Consider the following 17,292-nt stretch of genomic DNA (forward strand, 5'->3'; position numbering starts at 1 on the left):
TCCTTATTTGGACGGTGGCGCCTGCACCTTGCAGGATGCAGTGGACAAAATGGCAACACACAGCTCGGCGTAGCTCATGCCGGCGGCTGCCGCCCCCATGGGCACCAACGAATGGCTGGTCATGCCGGGCGACGTGTTCATCTCCAGCAACCAGGGGCGACCGCTTTGATCAAGCATGAAGTCCGCACGGCCCCAGCCCTCGCAGCCCAAGGTCACATAGGATTGTTCGGCGATGCGCAGCAATTGTTCGGTCAGCGCCGCATCCAGATCGGCGGGACATATGTATTGGGTGTCGTTGGACACATACTTGTGCTCGTAGTCGTAGTTGCCACCCGGAGCAACGATCTCGATAACCGGCAAGGCGCGCACGCTCTTGCCAGCCCCCAGCACAGGCACAGTCAACTCGCGCCCGTTGATGAACTGCTCTGCAAGCACCTGCGCATCGTAGCGGGCAGCCAGCTCGTAGGCCTCGCGCAATTCAGGCAAAGCCTGCACCTTGGTCACACCCAGCGTGGACCCCTCATGCGGCGGCTTGATGATCAGCGGCAAGCCCAGCTGCGCGGCTACCTTGTCCAGATCCGAATCCGCGGTCAGTACCGCGTACGCGGGGGTGGGCAAGCCTTCGTGCAACCAAACCTTCTTGGTCATGATCTTGTCCATCGCCAGGCTGGAAGCCAGTGGGCCACTACCCGTATAGGGCAAGCCCAATAATTCGAGAGCTCCCTGCAAGGTACCGTCCTCGCCATGGCGCCCGTGCAGGGCAATGAACACCCGATCAAAACCCGCATTGATCAGATCAACCAGCGTATAGCGGCCGGTGTCGAACAGGTGGGCGTCGATGCCCTGGCCGCGCAGGGCCTCGTGTACGCCCTGCCCCGACATCAAGGACACTTCACGCTCGGCGGAGCGTCCGCCGTACAACACGCCGACCCGGCCGAAGTTCATAGTCATACTGTTACTCCCAATTGGGCCGGGACGCGGCTGATCGAGCCTGCGCCCATCACCACGATCACGTCGCCGTCCTGTGCAAAATCCCGGATGGCCTGAGGCAGATCGGCGACGTCTTGCACGAACACCGGCTCGACCTTGCCGGCCACGCGCAGGGCGCGCGCCAGCGCCCGGCCGTCCGCCGCAACCAGCGGCTGCTCGCCTGCTGCATACACATCAGTCAGCAGTACGGCATCGGCGCGTCCAAGCACATGCACAAAGTCTTCGAAGCAATCGCGGGTGCGGGTGTAGCGGTGCGGTTGAAAGGCCAGCACGATACGGCGATCCGGCCAGGCGCCCCGCGCTGCAGACAGGGTGGCAGCCATCTCGACCGGATGATGGCCGTAGTCGTCAATGACGGTGAAGGTTCCGCCTCCACGTTGCGCCGCGACGGCAAAATCGCCCACCTGTGTGAAGCGCCGACCCACACCGCGAAACGCGTTCAGTGCGCCGCTGATGGCGCTGTCTGCCACGCCAAGCTCGGTGGCGACGGCAATCGCCGCAAGCGCATTGAGCACATTGTGATGGCCGGGCAAATTCAGGACGACGGACATGGCCGGCAAGGCCCCTGTGGCGCCCTGGCGTTCGACGTCGAAGTGCATCACCGTGCCATCCGCGCGAACGTTGTGCGCGCGCACCTGCGCGTCGCTGGTAATTCCATATGTCGTGACCGGCCGCGACACGAAAGGAATGATCTCACGCACATTGGCATCGTCGCTGCACAACACGGCGGACCCATAAAACGGCAACCGCTGCGTAAACTCGATAAAGGCGCTTTTCAGCTTGGCCACATCGTGCCCGTAGGTATCCATGTGATCCACATCGATATTCGTCACGATGGCCATGACGGGCAACAGGTTGAGGAAGGACGCGTCCGACTCGTCCGCCTCGACCACAATGAATTCGCCCTGGCCCAAGCGCGCGTTGGCGCCCGCAGAAGTCAAGCGGCCACCGATCACGAAAGTGGGGTCCAGATCGCCGGCAGCCAGCACACTGGCCACCAGGCTGGTGGTCGTCGTCTTGCCATGCGTGCCGGCCACAGCAATGCCGCGCTTCAGGCGCATCAGTTCGGCCAGCATCAGGGCACGAGGCACTACCGGAATACGCGCAGCCCGGGCGGCGAGCACTTCGGGGTTGTCGGCCGATACAGCCGTAGACGTCACAATGGCGCCCATACCTTTCACGTGCTCGGCGCTATGACCGATGGCGATGCGCGCGCCCAGGCTTGCCAGACGGCGTGTGACGGCTGAATCCTGGATATCGGAACCGCTGATGGAGTAACCCAGGTTCAGCAATACCTCTGCAATGCCACTCATCCCCGAGCCGCCTATGCCCACGAAATGGATGCTCTGTATCCGGTGCTTCACGCCTGACTCCTTGTTAGTTGTTCACATGCATCGGCGATCAGGGCCGTCGAGTTCAGGCTGGCGTGCTCATGCGCGTGCACCGCCACCTGGGCAAGTTCTTTACGCGTTACGCTGCGCAACCAGCCGCTTAGCCACTCGGCCGTGAAGGCCGGCTGCTTCTGCAGCCAGGCCCCCTGGCATTCGCTCAGATAGCGGGCATTGGCAGTTTGATGGTCGTCTATGGCATGCGGCAGTGGCACGAAAAGCGCAGCCACGCCAACGGCAGCGACTTCGGCGACGGTCATGGCGCCTGCCCGGCAAATCACGAGGTCGGCATCCGACAAGGCCTTGGCCATATCGTCGATAAAAGCGTGGCATACCGCCTGAACACCGTGCGACTCGTAGCTGGCGCGCAGTGTTGCCAGGTGCTGCTCGCCAGCCTGGTGCGTAACCAAGGGGCGCTCGGCTTCGGCCAGTTGGGCTAATGCCTGCGGCAACACGCTGTTCAGCGCAGCGGCACCCAGGCTGCCGCCCACGACCAGCACCCTCAAAGGGCCTTCCCTGGACGCGTAGCGCTCTGCAGCGGGACTGACCTGCGCGATGGTATGCCGTACCGGATTGCCAACCATCACCGCCCCAGGCAAGGCGCCGGGAAAGCCTACCAGTACCTTGCTGGCCAGCTTGGCCAGCCAGCGGTTCGCTGTGCCCGCAACTGCGTTTTGTTCGTGTATTACCAAAGGCACGCGACGTAGCGCGGCCATGAGCCCGCCAGGAAAAGCAACGTAGCCGCCCATGCCCAGCACAACATCCGGCCGCACCCGGGCAAAGTGACGACCGGCCTGCACGCAGGCTCGGGTCAAGGTTAACGGCAGCTTTATCAGCGCAGCGACACCCTTGCCCCGCAGGCCCGTAAAGTGCACCGGCAGCAGGTCTATCCCCTGGGGTGGCACCAGCCGCCCTTCCATGCGATCAGGGTGACCCAGCCACAGCACGCGCCATCCGCGCGACTGCATCTCGTGCGCAACCGCCAGGCCGGGCATGATGTGCCCACCCGTTCCGCCAGCCATGATCAGCAAGGTCTTGGTCGTCATGTGCGCTTGCCTCGCATCAGGTTGCGGTTCTCGAAATCAACACGGAACAGCAAGGCCATGGCAACCAGATTCATTACGATCCCGGTGCCGCCGTAGCTGACCATCGGCAAGGTCAGACCTTTCGTTGGCAACAAGCCCAGGCACACACCCATATTGATGAAAGCCTGAACCCCGAACCACAGTGCGACTCCTTGCGCTACCAGGCCATTGAATATGCGCTCCATGGCGATGGCCTGGCGGCCGATCTCAAAGCCGCGCCAAACCACAAAGGTAAATAGGGCTATCAGGCAGGCCAGCCCCACAAAGCCGAGCTCCTCGCCGATCACCGCCACGATGAAATCGGTATGCGCTTCAGGCAAGTAATGCAGTTTTTCGATACTGGCGCCCAGCCCCACCCCAAACCATTCGCCTCGACCCAAGGCAATCAGGGAATGGGACAATTGGTAGGCGCTACCGTAGGCGTTGTCCGGATTCCAGGGGTCCAGATAAACGAACAGGCGCTCGCGACGCCACGGAGACAGCCAGATCAGGAGCAAAAAGCTGCCCACCAGAAACGACAGCAGAACAGAGAAGAGCTTGCCGTTGATGCCGCCGATAAACAGGATGCCAACCGCAATGGCGACTATCACCATGAAGGCGCCCAGATCGGGCTCCATCAACAACACCAGCCCTACGACTGCCAGTGCGCATGCCATCGGCAGGAAGCCCCTGCCGAAGTCGTGCATATGCTGCTGCTTGCGCACGGTATAGTCGGCGGCATACAGCAATACCCCTATCTTCATCAGCTCCGACGGCTGGAAGTTGACCGGCCCCAGCGGCAGCCAACGCCTTGCGCCGTTCACTTCCCTGCCTATGCTGGGGATCAACACAATCAGCAGCAATACCAGGCAGGCCAGGAACAGCGGCACAGCAAGCTTCTGCCACACCCTCATGGGGATGCTTGCCGCGCACAAGGCGGCAAACGTTCCGATAAGTATGAACACGGCATGCCGCAACACGAAGTAAAAGCGGCCGTAGCTTTCGTAACGGGGCCCATCGGCCAACGCGATGGAGGCCGAATACACCATCAACAAGCCGAACAACACCAATGTGCTTGTCGCAACCAGCATGGAGATGTCTATGCTGGGCATGGACGTGCGGCCCGGGCGCACGGCGTTCACTCCGGATGTCAGGTCGGCGAATAAGCTCATGCGACCTCCCCGCGGCTTAGCGCCAGTTCGTTGACCTGCTCTATGAAGCACTCGCCGCGATGAACATAGTTCTTGAACATATCCATGCTCGCGCAGGCGGGTGACAAGAGCACGGTATCGCCGGCCTGCGCCACAGCCAGGGCGGCATTGACAGCCGCTTGCATGGAGGCGGCATGCTGGACGGCTACGCCGGAGGGCGCCAGTGCCGCTTCGATCTGCGCTGCGTCCTGGCCGATCAGTATCACTGCGCGGGCATGCTCGCGCACGGCCTTGCACAGCGGCGTGAAGTCCTGGCCCTTGCCCAGGCCGCCGGCGATCAGCACGGTACGCGCACCCATGCCATCCAGGGCAGCTACCGTAGCGCCTACGTTGGTTCCTTTACTGTCGTCGACGAAATCGACGCCGCCAATATTTCTGACAAAGTAGGTGCGATGCGGCTCGCCGCGATACTCACCCAGCGCCGTCAGCATGCTTGCCCAACCCAGCCCAAGTGCGCGCGCCAGCGCCAAGGCTGCCAAGGCATTCAGTGCGTTATGCAGGCCGCGAATGCGCAATACATCCATGGGCATCAGACGGCTGATGCGACCCTCGGCCCGCGGCAGCGGCTCCGCCGCTTTCTTGCGCTTGCTGGTTGGCGGCGGCAGGTCAAAATCCGAGTTCTCGGCCGCAGCAAGCCACAACATGCCGTTGCCGTTATCCAGGCCCAGATCGCCTTCAAGCACTGGTGCGCCGCGACCAAAGCTGCGCACGTTCAAGGCGGACAGGGCAGACACCATGCCGGCGACCAGCGGATCGTCACGATTGACGATGGCAAGGCGCGTCATGCTTAACAAGCGCGCCTTGGCCTGCACATAAGCCTGCAGGTCGCCGTGCCAGTCCAGATGGTCCTGCGAGATATTAAGTACGACTGCAGCGTCTGCCGCCAGCGAACTCAGGGTTTCCAGTTGGAAGCTGGATAGCTCCAGCACCCACACATCCGGCAAGGCATCGGCTGCCAGCGCATCGCGCAGTGCGCTCAGCGCCGCCGGACCAATATTGCCGGCAGCCCGGGCGGTCAGCCCGCTGGCCTCTACCAACTGGCGCGCCATCGCGGTTACCGTTGTTTTGCCATTGGTGCCTGTTACAGCAAGCACTCGAGGCGTATAGCCTTGCGTCGACAGATCGGCAAGCGCCCGCGCGAACAACTCGACTTCGCCGAGCACTTCTATTTCGCGCGTTGCCGCCAGCGCCAGGAGCGACTTCACCGGCTCGGCCAGTGGCGATAGGCCTGGGCTGAGCACAATGGTGTGAACCTGAGCCAGCGCCGCTTCGGTAAAGGCTTCTGGCCCCAGGCGGTAGTCGACCATCGTGGTGTCCAGCTCGGCTTGCAAGGCCAACAATCCCCCCGGCTGCTGGCGGGTGTCGAGCACACGCAAGCTGGCCCCGTGCTGCGCGCACCATAGCGCCGCCGCTGCACCGGTCTCACCCAGACCCAGGATCAGGGTCAGGCCATCCGTGCGCAAGGAGGGGAAAGACAATTTTTTCATCGCAACTTCAAGCTCGCCAAACCGATAAGCACCAGCATCATGCTGATGATCCAGAACCGTACGACCACCTGGGTTTCCTTCCAGCCGGTCACTTCAAAATGGTGATGCAAGGGCGCCATGCGGAATATCCGCCGGCCTTCCCCGTATCGTCTCTTGGTGTACTTGAACCAGACCACCTGGATCATCACCGAAAGGGTTTCGACCACGAACACGCCGCCCATGATGAACAGCACGATCTCCTGGCGAACAATCACTGCAATCGTGCCCAATGCGCCACCCAGAGCCAGGGCGCCGACATCGCCCATGAATACCTGAGCGGGGTAGGCGTTGAACCACAGGAAGGCCAGCCCGGCCCCGGCGATGGCCGCGCAAAGCACCATCAGCTCGGACGCCCCGGGTATATAGGGGAACAACAAGTATTTGGAATAGTCGACGCGTCCGACAACGTAAGCGAAGATACCCAAGGCGCTGCCCACCATGACGGTCGGCATGATCGCCAGGCCGTCCAGGCCATCGGTCAGGTTCACCGCGTTGCTGGACCCCACAATCACCAGCCAGGTCAGCGCCACAAAGCCGAACACGCCCAGGGGGTAGCTTACAGACTTGAAAAAGGGCACGATGAGGTCGGCGCGCGTAGGCAGTGGCATGGTAAAGCCGCTAAGCACCCAATCGCGAAACAACGGCCACAGGTCAGCCGTGGCAGGCGCAGATACGGCAAAGCTGAGATACACCGCGGCAACAATGCCTATCAGGGCCTGCCAAAAGAACTTACGCCTGGACGACATGCCTTCCGGGTCGCGGTGAACCACCTTTCTGTAATCATCGGCCCAGCCTATCCAACCGAAGCCGAAGGTCACCAGCAACACCACCCAAACAAACCGGTTGGTCCAGTCCGCCCACATCAGGGTGCTCACGCCGATCGAAATCAGGATCAGGGCGCCGCCCATGGTCGGTGTGCCGTTCTTTTGCAGATGCGACTCAGGTCCGTAGGCGCGCACCGCCTGGCCTATCTTCAATTCGGTCAGCTTGCGGATGACCGAAGGGCCTGCAAACAAGCCTATGAGTAGGGCCGTCCCGCAAGCCAGTACGGCGCGGAAGGTGATGTACTCGAACACGCTAAAAGCGCGTATGTGCGATTCTGACAGCCAACGCGCAAGCTCAAGTAGCATGGCCAGCCCCTTCTTCGTGGTTTATTGATGTTGTGTCCAGCGCCTTGATGACCCGTTCCATGCGCGTGCTGCGCGAGCCCTTGACGAGTATGTTTGCCGGCATGCGCGTGGCCAGGTTGGCGGACAGCGCCTCGATGGAATCAAAGGCGCAGGCCGCCGGGCCGAATGCCTGGGCGGCATGTGCGCAAGCCGGGCCGAAAGCCAGCAAGGCCTCGATACCGCGCTCGCGTGCATACGCCCCGACCTCGGCATGCATGGCGTGGCTGTTCGCGCCGATTTCGCCCATGTCTCCCAATACCAGTACCCGCGGAGCCGGCAAGCTCGCCAGCACATCTATGGCGGCACGTACCGAGTCGGGGTTGGCGTTATAGGTGTCGTCAATAAGCTGGTAGCCACCGCTCAGCGCGCGGGGCTGCATGCGGCCCGCCACCGGATTGAAAGCTTCCAGTCCGCTGATGATGGCCGACAGCGGCAGGCCGGCGGCTACGCAGCAAGCGGCAGCGGCAAGCGCATTACGCAGATTGTGCGAGCCGGGTACGGCCAGCGCGACTGCGCCAGATCCCATCGGCGTGTGCACCTGAAATACCGTCCTGGCGGTCTCGGCCTGAATCTGGTCCGCATACACTTCGAAGTCGGGCTGGAAACCGAAGCGCAAGACACGACGGTTGCCGGCCATTTCGGACCACAGCGCGGTATAGGTGTCGTCGCCCGGAAACACTGCCACGCCATCTTGCGGCAAGGCGGAAATGACAGCGCCATTCTCGTGAGCGACGGCCTCGACGGTGTGCATGAATTCCTGGTGTTCGCGTTGGGCATTATTGACCAGCGCTACCGTGGCCTGCGCAATGTCGGCGAGCAAGGCGATTTCGCCCGGATGGTTCATGCCCAGCTCGACGACGGCAGCACGATGGCTGTCCCGCAGGCGCAACACTGTTAGCGGCACACCAATGTGGTTGTTCAGGTTGCCACGCGTCGCCAGGCTGGCGGCCTCGCCCACGCCCTGGCGCAGAATGGACGCGATCATTTCCTTGGTTGTGGTTTTCCCATTGCTGCCGGTAACAGCGATAACAGGCAGCGAATAGCGGCGACGCCAGGCCGTCCCCATGCGTATCAAGGCTTGCTGGGTGTCGCCCACCACAAACTGCGGCAAGACGACAGCGGCATCAGCCTGCTCGACCACTGCGGCGCAGGCACTGGCCTGTTGCACCTTGGCAAGATACGCATGTCCGTCAAAGGACTCGCCGCGCAAAGCCACAAAAAGCTCGTTGGCAGCCAGCGTGCGCGAGTCCGTCGAAACTCCCGCACAACCGAGCCAGGTCAGGGCAAGGCCCGCCCACTGCCGATCATCAAAAACGGCACGCACACCTTGGACCTCTTGATAAGTCTCATGGCCTTTGCCGGCAATCAGAACGACGTCCTGCGGTTCGGCCTGCCACACAGCAGCAAGGATCGCCAGTGCGCGATCCGGCTCGATGGCCGGAACAGCCGGCATGCCCGCCACGATCCCGACAATGATCTCCCGCGGGGTTTCCATGCGCGGGTTGTCCGTTGTCAGCACCACCGTGTCGGCGAACTCGGCCGCGATGCGCCCCATGATGGGACGCTTGGCATGATCGCGGTTGCCGCCGCAGCCAAATACGCAAATGATTTTTCCGCCCCGTACCGTGGCAGTCGTACGCAAGGCCTGCAACGCCCTTTCGAGGGCATCAGGCGTATGGGCGTAATCCACCACGACCAAAGGCAAAGGAGCCTCGCCGGGACGGCGAGTGGCCGACTCGATGATCTGGAGGCGTCCTTCAACCGATTGCAAGGTGGCCAAGGTACGAACCACCTTGTGCAGATCCCAGCCCAGTTCGTGCAATACACCCGCAACCAATAACAGGTTGGAGACATTATGCTCGGCAATCAGGCGGGTTAGCAGTTGCGCGGTGCCATCGGACGCCCGCAGATTGAAAACCAAACCGTACGATCCCGTGTGCACGTCCAGGGCCTGCAAGTCAGCACTTGAAGACGCCTGACAGGAATAAGAAACAGCCAATGTCGGTGGCAGGCTGGCCAGCAGCTCGGCGCCTGCGCTATCGTCCGCGTTGATGATGGCGCGGCGCAAGCCGGCACGCTGGAAAAGTGCAAATTTTGCGGCCTTGTAGGCGTCCAGCGTGTGGTGATAGTCGAGATGATCGTGCGTCAGATTGGTAAAGCCGGCAATGTCGACCATGACGCCGTCCAGCCGACCCTGGTCCAATCCGATGGACGAGGCCTCCAGAGCCACGACATGCGCGCCGGCCTGGCGCATCGCGGCCAGACTGCGGTGCACCGTCAAGACATCGGGTGTGGTCAGCATGCCGCCCAGGGCCTGGCCATCAGGCAGAAAAACGCCCAGCGTCCCTATCGTTCCGCAGGGCACCGCCTCGGCAGCCAGAGCGGCAGCCAACCACTGCACGCACGTGGTCTTGCCATTGGTGCCCGTGACCGCCACGATCGTCATGTCGGCCGAGGGGGCCTTATACCAAAGATGCCCGACGGCGCCCAAAAGGGACGCAAGCGCGGGCACCTGCAGCACGGGCACTTTCATCTCGGAAAAATTCCGGCCGGCATCAGCTTCAGCGACGATCGCTGCGGCACCCAGCGCCACAGCCTGTTCCATGTAACTGCGCCCATCGCTGCTTAGTCCGGGGCAAGCAAAAAACACATCGCCAGCCTGGAGCTGGCGCGTGTCCATGCACAAGTGCGCACTATCGGCCACATGCCGGCTCAGCCAGGCGACGATATCCGCGGCGCTCATTCTCTCTTCTCCCGGTCCGGCCCAACCGCCACCAGCGACTCGATGGGCGCATCGGGCTGGACGCCCATGCGCCGCAAGGTGCTGGCTACGATATTGGCAAAGACGGGCGCTGCGATGCGGCCGCCGTAGTAATGCTCGGAGTGCGGCTCATCGATCGTGATCGCGACAACGACGCGCGGGTCTGATACCGGCGCAAATCCCACAAAGGACCCGCGATAGAGTGAAGTGCTGTACTTGCCATCAACAATTTTTCGTGCCGTGCCGCTTTTACCGGCCACGCGGTAACCCTGCACCTGCGCAAGCTTTGCTCCGTCAGGTCCTGCGGCCGCTTCCAGCATGGCGCGCACCTGGCCGGCAACCTTGGGCGTATACACCTGGACGCTGGTGGGCTTGCCTTCGCGCTTGAGCAAGGTAAGCGACACCATATCGCCATTGCGCGCGAAAGCCGTATAGGCGTGAGCCATCTGCAATAGGGAAACCGACAAGCCATAGCCGTAAGCCATGGTGGCCCGCTCGATGGGCCGCCATCGGTCCCAGGGACGCAGCTTGCCAGAAGCCACGCCGGGGAAGTTCGCTTGCGGCGCACGGCCAAAGCCCAGCTCGGTGAACTTGGTCCACATCTCTTCCGAGGTAAGCAACTCCGACAGCTTGGTCATGCCAATATTGCTGGAGCGCCTGAGTATGCCCGCTACGTTAAGCATCCCGTTACGGCTGACGTCGGAAATCGTCGAGCCCTGATAACGATAATGGCCGTTGCCCGTATCGAACATGGTGGAGGGGGTAACGCGCCCAATGTCCAGTGCCAGCCCGACCGTGAACGGCTTCATGATCGAACCCGGCTCGAAGGTGTCCGTCATTGCTCGATTACGCAGTGCCGGGCCCTTGCGATCGCTGCGGTCATTGGGGTCGTAAGTGGGCAAGTTGACCAGTGCCAGCACCTCGCCCGTATGCACATCAATGACGATGGCGGCGCCCGACTTCGCCTTGTGCTCGGCCAATGCCTTGCTGAGCGCCGTGAAGGTATCGAACTGCAGCCCGGCATCGATCGACAACTTCAAGTCCTTGCCATTGACCGGCGGGATGATGGCCTGCACATCTTCGACGACACGGCCCAGCCGGTCCTTGATGACGCGACGCGATCCGGGCGTGCCGGACAGCTCTTCATTGAAGGCGAGCTCGACACCTTCCAGACCACGGTCTTCTATATTGGTAAAGCCGATGATGTGCGCGGCCATCTCGCCTTCCGGGTAGAACCTGCGCATCTCGGCCTGCTGATGGAAGCCCGGAACCTTAAGGTCCTTGATCTGCTCGGCAACGTCCATCGAGACCTGGCGCTTCACATAGACAAAGGATTTGTCCTCATCGACCAGCCGACTTTTAATAGACTTGACGGACATTCCAAGCAGGCCTGCCAACTTGCTTAACTGGTCTTCGGACGCGTTGCGTGCGTCTTCAGGAATGGCCCAGATGGCGCGTACCGGCACGCTGGAGGCCAGTACGACCGAACCACTACGATCGAAGATCTTGCCCCGGGTCGCCGGCAGCACCAGCGTACGCTCGTAGCGACGCTCGCCCTGCTGCTGCAAAAACTCGGTAGTCAGACCCTGCAGAATCAAGGCCTTGACGGCCAGCGCGCAAAAGCCCATCAACAACAGAATAAGCACCAGGCGCGAGCGCCATAGCGGCATTTGCACATCCAGCACCGGGCTGTCGTAGAACCGTACGCGCTTCATGGCCGGCCCTCCACCGCTGCCTGGCCGCTCGCGGTGGGAGCCACCCCCTGGATATAAATGGTCCGATCCGGCGTCGCGTTGACCATCTTGAGCTCATCACGCGCCACGGCGTCGATGCGCGCGTTGCGAGCCAGTTCGGCACGCTCCAACTGCAGGCGCCGCCAATCCGTATCGAGGTCGCGCGCCTTGTCTTCAAGCTGGTCCAGTTGTACGAACAATTGGCGCGACTGGAAGCGCGCGGTCACCAGGGAAAGCGCCGAAATCATCAGCAGCGCGGCAAACAGAATACTGAGGCGGCTCATCGGGCCCGCCCCTTCTGTTTGCCGGGTGACGTGTGCGCCACCAACTTCATCGCCTTGACGAACGAGGCGCCCTGGTCTGGCGGCAAGGGCGTGGCGGTGCGCTCGGCAACGCGCAGCACGGCCGAGCGTGCGCGCACGTTCTCTCTCGCTTCAGCATCGGTCGGCAAGACCCGCCCGAGCGAGTTAAGTATGGGCTGCGGCATGTCCTTCTCGTAGATCGGCAGGCGCGCATGCACCGCTGCCGGCCTGGCGGCCGCCGCGATGCATTGCTTGACCATGCGGTCTTCTAGAGAATGGAAGCTGATCACCGCCAAGCGCCCTCCGGGAGCCAGAACCTTTAGAACTGCCTCGAGGGCGAGCGCGAGTTCTTCGAGTTCCTGATTGAGGTAAATCCGTATAGCTTGAAAGGTACGAGTGGCCGGATGTTGGCCCTTTTCGCGCGTACGGACGACACTGGCGACGAGCTCGGCGAGGTCGAGCGTTGTACGCAGCGGCCTGGATTCGCGGCGAGCAACAACCGCCTTTGCAATCTGGAAAGCAAACCGTTCTTCGCCATATTTTGCTATGACCTCCCTTAACTCTTCCAAGCTGACTTCTGCCAGCCACTGTGCAGCGGTCTGTCCGCTGCTCGTATCCATACGCATGTCCAGCGGGCCTTCCCGCATGAACGAAAAACCTCGACTGGCATCATCAATCTGGGGCGACGACATGCCCAGATCCAGCATCACACCGTCGACCTTGTCGATTCCCAATTGCTGCAGTTGCTCCGGCATGGATCCAAAGCCGGCATGCACTACCGTGACGCGAGCATCCTGCTGCCGCAAAGCGTTCGCGACGGCGACTGCTTCGGGATCCTTATCAAAAACCACCAACCTGCCTTGCGGTGCAAGAAGCTCCAGCAAACGACCACTGTGCCCTCCTCGCCCGAAGGTTCCATCGACGAACACACCAGCGCGACGGTCAGCGGCAGGCGCATCTTGCGCGGGCTTACCCTTACGTCCGAAAGCAGGATCAAGCAATGCATGGACTGTTGGCTCCAACAGCACGGATCGGTGTGAAAACTCCATAGTCGGGTTCAGAAGGAAAACTCTGCCAGAACCTCGGGCATGCCCTTGGCCAGGTCTTCAGCCTCGCGTCGCGCCCATTCGGCGGAATCCCAAAGCTCGAAATGACTGCCCATGCCCAGCAGCATGACCTCGCGGGTCAGGCTGGCGGCCGAGCGCAGTTCGGGCGAAACCAGGATCCGGCCGGAGCCGTCCATATCCACATCCAGTGCGTTACCCAGCAGCAGTCGTTGCAGCGGGCGGGCTGACATCGGGAAGTTGGCGATCTGTTCGCGCTTCTTTTCCCACACTGCACGGGGGTACACCAGGAGACAACCATCGGGGTGGCGGGTGAGCGTCAAACGCCCTTCCACCTGGGAAAGCAGGGCGTCACGGTGCCGGGTCGGAATCGAAATCCGCCCCTTGGCATCCAACGTGAGAGCACTACACCCTTGAAACACTATTCTTCCCCACTTTTTTGCACAAAAACCTACTTTTCCCCACTCTAAGGTATGGATTAGCGCAGGTCAAGCGCAAAGTTGCAATTTTTTCAATTACAACAAGCACTTAGCGCGGTTTTGCGGAAGCGGTCCAGGAAAAATACGTAAGTAAATCAAGAAATTGGACGTGCAACTGCAAGTCCTTTGTCACGCAAAACAGGCCCCGGCGTGGAATGGGGTGTTTGCATTTGCTGACCATGCCGGTCGGTGTAGAAGGAATTAAGGTGAGACAGGTCTATAGGCCGGATTCTGTACGCCGGGAGACCCGGCGGGCAATCATTCCTCTGGGCCCGGCATTACTGCCGGGCTCTAGCCATCTACCCGCATGCTCGAACGAGCCGCCCGTCTGGCCCGAAAGCCAAGCGCATGCCTATTTGATGTTGCTCCGGGTAGAGGTTGCCGCGTTTCACCCTGCCGCGCCGCAGCCGGTTTCCCGACTACGCAACACGGAGATGGCCGTGTCGGTGCATGTGTGAACATGCCCGCGCCGCAGACTCGTCTCTGTGGCCCTGTTCCTCAGCTTACGAACACATTGCTGTGCCCGCTTGCTGGACGGCCGTTAGCCGCTACCCCGCTCTGTGGAGTCCGGACCTTCCTCGATGACTGGCACCGCGATTGCCCGACCTGCCTCACCGCTGCATTGTAACCTGCGACAATAGGGGCTTACACCGACTGAAGAACTGAATTCGTTTTATGGCAGCCAATACTCTTATTACCCTTACCAACGTGCAGTTGGCCTATGGGCACCACCCCTTGCTCGACCACGCCGACCTGGCAATCCAGCCAGGCGAACGCATCGGCCTGATCGGCCGCAATGGCGCCGGCAAGTCTTCATTACTGCGCTTGCTGGATGGACGCAACCAACCCGACGACGGCGACATCATGCGCCTGGGCGGCTTGACGACGGCCACGGTCGAGCAAGAGCCCGAGCTCGATGAGGACCTGACCGTATTCGAGACCATATGCGGCGACATCTCCGAAAGCGAAGACTGGCTACGTCCATCGCGAACCGATGCACTGATCGAGCAGTTGGGCCTGGAGCCCGACGCGCGGATCGCCAAGCTTTCGGGCGGCACACGCAAGCGCGTGGCACTGGCCCGCGCACTGGCAGACCAACCCGACTTGCTGCTCCTGGACGAACCCACCAACCATCTGGATTTCATCGGCATCGCTTGGCTGGAAAGCCTGCTGCTCAACGCCCGTTGCAGCGTGGTCATCATCACCCACGACAGGCGCTTCCTGGATGCCGTGTCCACACGTATTGTCGAGCTGGACCGCGGCAAGCTGTTCAGCTTCCCCGGTAATTTCACCCAGTGGCAAGAGCGCAAGGCCGAATGGCTGCAAGCCGAGAAGCAGCAGAACGCCAAGTTCGACAAGGTGCTGGCACAGGAAGAAGCATGGATACGCCAGGGCGTCGAAGCCCGGCGCACGCGCAACGAAGGACGGGTCCGGCGGCTGGAGCAACTGCGCCGCGAAAGATCGGCACGACGCGAGCGGCAAGGCAGCGTCAACCTGGCCGTGGCGGAAGGCCAACGCTCGGGCAAGCTGGTGGCAGAGCTCGAGAATGTCTCGCACAGCTTTGGTGACAAGGTCATCGTCCGCGACTTCTCGACCATGCTGATGCGCAAGGATCGCATCGGGCTTATCGGTCCGAACGGCGCGGGCAAGACGACATTGCTCAAGATCATACTTGGGCAGCTCAAGCCGGACAGCGGCCAGGTGCGCCTGGGCGTGAATCTTACCGTGGGCTACTTCGACCAGATGCGCGCACAACTGGACGAGTCGGCCACCCTGGCCGATACCATCAACCCGGGCAGCGAGTGGATAGAAATCGGCAACCAGCGCAAACACGTCATGAGCTATCTGGAAGATTTTCTTTTCCCGCCGGCTCGGGCGAATTCGCCGGTAAAAAGCTTGTCTGGCGGCGAACGCGCGCGCCTCGTACTGGCTCGCATGTTCGCTCGCCCAACCAACGTCCTGGTTCTGGACGAGCCCACCAACGATCTTGATATCGAAACCCTGGAACTGCTCGAAGAGCTGCTGCAGGACTACCCTGGCACCGTATTGCTCGTGAGCCACGATCGCGAGTTCCTGAACAACGTCATCACGCAAACCATCGCGTTTGAAGGCGATGGGCACTGGCAGGAGTATGTCGGCGGCTACGACGAGTGGCTGGCTCAACGGCCCGAGCCCTCGGATCAGGATACCGCCAAGCCAGGCACCAAGCCGGTTGCTGCTCCGCCACCTGCAGTGGCTGCGGCACCGGCGCCAAAAGCCTCACGCATCACCTCATGGGAAGCGCGCGAGCTGGCCGAAATACCCGAGACCATTGCGCAATTGGAGGCCAAGCAAGCTGAACTGACCGCGCGCCTGGCAGATGGCAGCCTGTATCGCGATGCCCCCGAGGAAATCGACACCATCAATACGCAACTGCAAGAAATCGAAAGCCAGATGACGACACTATTCGCGCGCTGGGAAGCCCTGGACGAAAAACAAGGCAGCGCGGGCTAGCGCCGCAAGCTGCGCGCTAGGGCCGCGCACAGGCCGGCGACTAGCCTTAAGCCTGCACCGCCCAGCCCAGGGACTCTCCGGCCGCCAGCGGAACCACCGTGGTATCGGCCATCGGTAGCTCGGCCGGTATTGAATATTCGGCACGTTGCAACACCAGCTTTCCCGTGTTGACCGGCAAGCCGTAAAAGGCAGGGCCGTTCAGGCTGGCAAAGGCCTCTAGCCTGTCCAGGCGGCCGGCGGCATCGAATGCCGTGGCATAGAGCTCCATGGCGTGCAAGGCGGTATAGCAGCCCGCACAGCCGCAGGCGTGCTCTTTGAGACCGCGCGGATGCGGCGCACTGTCGGTGCCTAGAAAAAATCGCGGACTGTCACCTGTAGCAGCCTCGACCAAAGCAAGGCGGTGAGTTTCTCGCTTGAGCACCGGCAAGCAATACCAGTGCGGACGCACACCGCCCAGGAACAACGCATTGCGGTTGTACAACAAATGATGCGCAGTGATGGTGGCGGCGATCGGGCCGTCGGCATCCCGCACGTAGTCGACGCCATCCCGGGTGGTCAGGTGCTCGAACACAACCTTTAACCCGGGGAAGGCGCGGCGCAAGGGCAGCATGACGCGATCGATAAACACGGCCTCACGATCAAATAGATCTACCGCCGGATCGGTTACCTCGCCATGGACCAGCAAGGGCATGCCAACACGCTCCATGGCCTCGAGCGCGGGCGTGCAGCGTCCGAGCAGGTCTGTGACACCCGCATCGGAATTGGTGGTGGCGCCGGCGGGGTACAGCTTGATGCCATGCACGATACCCGACTGGCTGGCGCGGACGACTTCGTCGGCACTGGTGTTGTCGGTGAGGTACAGCGTCATTAAGGGTGTGAAGCTTTCCTGGGCGATACCCGCTTGCTCCAGCGACGTCATAATGCGCTGACGATAAGCCTGGGCCAATTCTGTAGTGGTTACCGGAGGCCGGATATTGGGCATGATGATGGCGCGCGCAAACTGGCGTGCCGTATCGGCGACGACCGAGGCCATCACAGCGCCATCGCGCAAATGCACGTGCCAGTCGTCGGGTCGGATAATCGTAAGCGTGTCTGTAGCGGTCTGCATAAGG

13 protein-coding genes and 1 other RNA gene are annotated in these 17,292 nt (G+C 61.6%); 1 reads left to right on the forward strand and 13 read right to left on the reverse strand.

Going from position 1 to position 17,292, the window contains the following annotated elements; all coding sequences use genetic code 11:
* Nucleotides 1-3: 3 nt before the first annotated feature.
* From CKA81_RS09690 to rnpB, 12 genes are all read right to left on the reverse strand, one after another.
* Nucleotides 4-951: a D-alanine--D-alanine ligase gene (locus CKA81_RS09690; protein ID WP_128355079.1), complete on the reverse strand. Its 948-nt coding sequence runs from the start codon at nt 949-951 to the stop codon at nt 4-6.
* Nucleotides 948-2,354 carry a UDP-N-acetylmuramate--L-alanine ligase gene (murC, locus tag CKA81_RS09695; protein WP_128355080.1) on the reverse strand — a complete coding sequence of 469 codons (1,407 nt, stop codon included), beginning with the start codon at nt 2,352-2,354 and terminating at the stop codon, nt 948-950. Before murC ends, CKA81_RS09690 begins: the two co-directional genes overlap by 4 nt.
* The gene (gene murG, locus CKA81_RS09700; RefSeq protein ID WP_128355081.1) at nt 2,351-3,424 is read right to left on the reverse strand and encodes an undecaprenyldiphospho-muramoylpentapeptide beta-N-acetylglucosaminyltransferase; all 1,074 of its coding nucleotides are present in this window, start codon (nt 3,422-3,424) and stop codon (nt 2,351-2,353) included. The genes murC and murG overlap by 4 nt, the downstream gene beginning before the upstream one ends.
* On the reverse strand, nt 3,421-4,614 hold the full coding sequence (gene ftsW / locus CKA81_RS09705) for a putative lipid II flippase FtsW (protein ID WP_128355082.1): 1,194 nt from the start codon (nt 4,612-4,614) through the stop codon (nt 3,421-3,423). The genes murG and ftsW overlap by 4 nt, the downstream gene beginning before the upstream one ends.
* The gene (gene murD / locus CKA81_RS09710) at nt 4,611-6,140 is read right to left on the reverse strand and encodes a UDP-N-acetylmuramoyl-L-alanine--D-glutamate ligase (RefSeq protein ID WP_128355083.1); all 1,530 of its coding nucleotides are present in this window, start codon (nt 6,138-6,140) and stop codon (nt 4,611-4,613) included. Before murD ends, ftsW begins: the two co-directional genes overlap by 4 nt.
* Nucleotides 6,137-7,309, reverse strand: coding sequence for a phospho-N-acetylmuramoyl-pentapeptide-transferase (gene mraY, locus CKA81_RS09715; RefSeq protein WP_128355084.1), 1,173 nt, complete (start codon nt 7,307-7,309; stop codon nt 6,137-6,139). The genes murD and mraY overlap by 4 nt, the downstream gene beginning before the upstream one ends.
* Complete coding sequence (gene murF, locus CKA81_RS09720; RefSeq protein ID WP_128355085.1) at nt 7,299-10,091, reverse strand: bifunctional UDP-N-acetylmuramoyl-L-alanyl-D-glutamate--2,6-diaminopimelate ligase MurE/UDP-N-acetylmuramoyl-tripeptide--D-alanyl-D-alanine ligase MurF; 2,793 nt, start codon at nt 10,089-10,091, stop codon at nt 7,299-7,301. Before murF ends, mraY begins: the two co-directional genes overlap by 11 nt.
* On the reverse strand, nt 10,088-11,824 hold the full coding sequence (locus CKA81_RS09725) for a peptidoglycan D,D-transpeptidase FtsI family protein (protein WP_128355086.1): 1,737 nt from the start codon (nt 11,822-11,824) through the stop codon (nt 10,088-10,090). The genes murF and CKA81_RS09725 overlap by 4 nt, the downstream gene beginning before the upstream one ends.
* Nucleotides 11,821-12,126, reverse strand: a complete 306-nt coding sequence (gene ftsL, locus CKA81_RS09730) for a cell division protein FtsL (protein ID WP_128355087.1) — start codon at nt 12,124-12,126, stop codon at nt 11,821-11,823. Before ftsL ends, CKA81_RS09725 begins: the two co-directional genes overlap by 4 nt.
* Nucleotides 12,123-13,193 (reverse strand): 16S rRNA (cytosine(1402)-N(4))-methyltransferase RsmH, encoded by a 1,071-nt coding sequence (rsmH, locus tag CKA81_RS09735; RefSeq protein WP_128355088.1) that lies wholly within the window; start codon nt 13,191-13,193, stop codon nt 12,123-12,125. The genes ftsL and rsmH overlap by 4 nt, the downstream gene beginning before the upstream one ends.
* 8 nt (nt 13,194-13,201) lie before the next feature.
* The gene (mraZ, locus tag CKA81_RS09740; protein ID WP_128355089.1) at nt 13,202-13,630 is read right to left on the reverse strand and encodes a division/cell wall cluster transcriptional repressor MraZ; all 429 of its coding nucleotides are present in this window, start codon (nt 13,628-13,630) and stop codon (nt 13,202-13,204) included.
* A gap of 261 nt (nt 13,631-13,891) precedes the next feature.
* Nucleotides 13,892-14,300, reverse strand: an RNA gene (gene rnpB, locus CKA81_RS09745) — RNase P RNA component class A.
* Between the two features lie 62 nt (nt 14,301-14,362).
* On the opposite strand from rnpB, the gene CKA81_RS09750 reads away from it, so the two are divergent.
* Nucleotides 14,363-16,180 carry an ATP-binding cassette domain-containing protein gene (locus CKA81_RS09750; protein WP_128355090.1) on the forward strand — a complete coding sequence of 606 codons (1,818 nt, stop codon included), beginning with the start codon at nt 14,363-14,365 and terminating at the stop codon, nt 16,178-16,180.
* A gap of 46 nt (nt 16,181-16,226) precedes the next feature.
* On the opposite strand, the gene pyrC is transcribed toward CKA81_RS09750, so the two are convergent.
* Complete coding sequence (gene pyrC / locus CKA81_RS09755) at nt 16,227-17,288, reverse strand: dihydroorotase (protein WP_128355091.1); 1,062 nt, start codon at nt 17,286-17,288, stop codon at nt 16,227-16,229.
* Nucleotides 17,289-17,292 lie beyond the last annotated feature (4 nt).

The sequence above is a fragment of the Pollutimonas thiosulfatoxidans genome (assembly GCF_004022565.1).
Classification (GTDB): domain Bacteria; phylum Pseudomonadota; class Gammaproteobacteria; order Burkholderiales; family Burkholderiaceae_B; genus Pusillimonas_D; species Pusillimonas_D thiosulfatoxidans.

Bases quoted from the DNA above. Each gene is read 5' to 3' on its own strand.
- CKA81_RS09690 (WP_128355079.1), bottom strand. From the start codon at position 951: ATGACTATGAACTTCGGCCGGGTCGGCGTGTTGTACGGCGGACGCTCC.
- murG (WP_128355081.1), bottom strand. From the start codon at position 3,424: ATGACGACCAAGACCTTGCTGATCATGGCTGGCGGAACGGGTGGGCAC.
- ftsW (WP_128355082.1), bottom strand. From the start codon at position 4,614: ATGAGCTTATTCGCCGACCTGACATCCGGAGTGAACGCCGTGCGCCCG.
- murD (WP_128355083.1), bottom strand. From the start codon at position 6,140: ATGAAAAAATTGTCTTTCCCCTCCTTGCGCACGGATGGCCTGACCCTG.
- mraY (WP_128355084.1), bottom strand. From the start codon at position 7,309: ATGCTACTTGAGCTTGCGCGTTGGCTGTCAGAATCGCACATACGCGCT.
- murF (WP_128355085.1), bottom strand. From the start codon at position 10,091: ATGAGCGCCGCGGATATCGTCGCCTGGCTGAGCCGGCATGTGGCCGAT.
- CKA81_RS09725 (WP_128355086.1), bottom strand. From the start codon at position 11,824: ATGAAGCGCGTACGGTTCTACGACAGCCCGGTGCTGGATGTGCAAATG.
- ftsL (WP_128355087.1), bottom strand. From the start codon at position 12,126: ATGAGCCGCCTCAGTATTCTGTTTGCCGCGCTGCTGATGATTTCGGCG.
- rsmH (WP_128355088.1), bottom strand. From the start codon at position 13,193: ATGGAGTTTTCACACCGATCCGTGCTGTTGGAGCCAACAGTCCATGCA.
- CKA81_RS09750 (WP_128355090.1), top strand. From the start codon at position 14,363: ATGGCAGCCAATACTCTTATTACCCTTACCAACGTGCAGTTGGCCTAT.
- pyrC (WP_128355091.1), bottom strand. From the start codon at position 17,288: ATGCAGACCGCTACAGACACGCTTACGATTATCCGACCCGACGACTGG.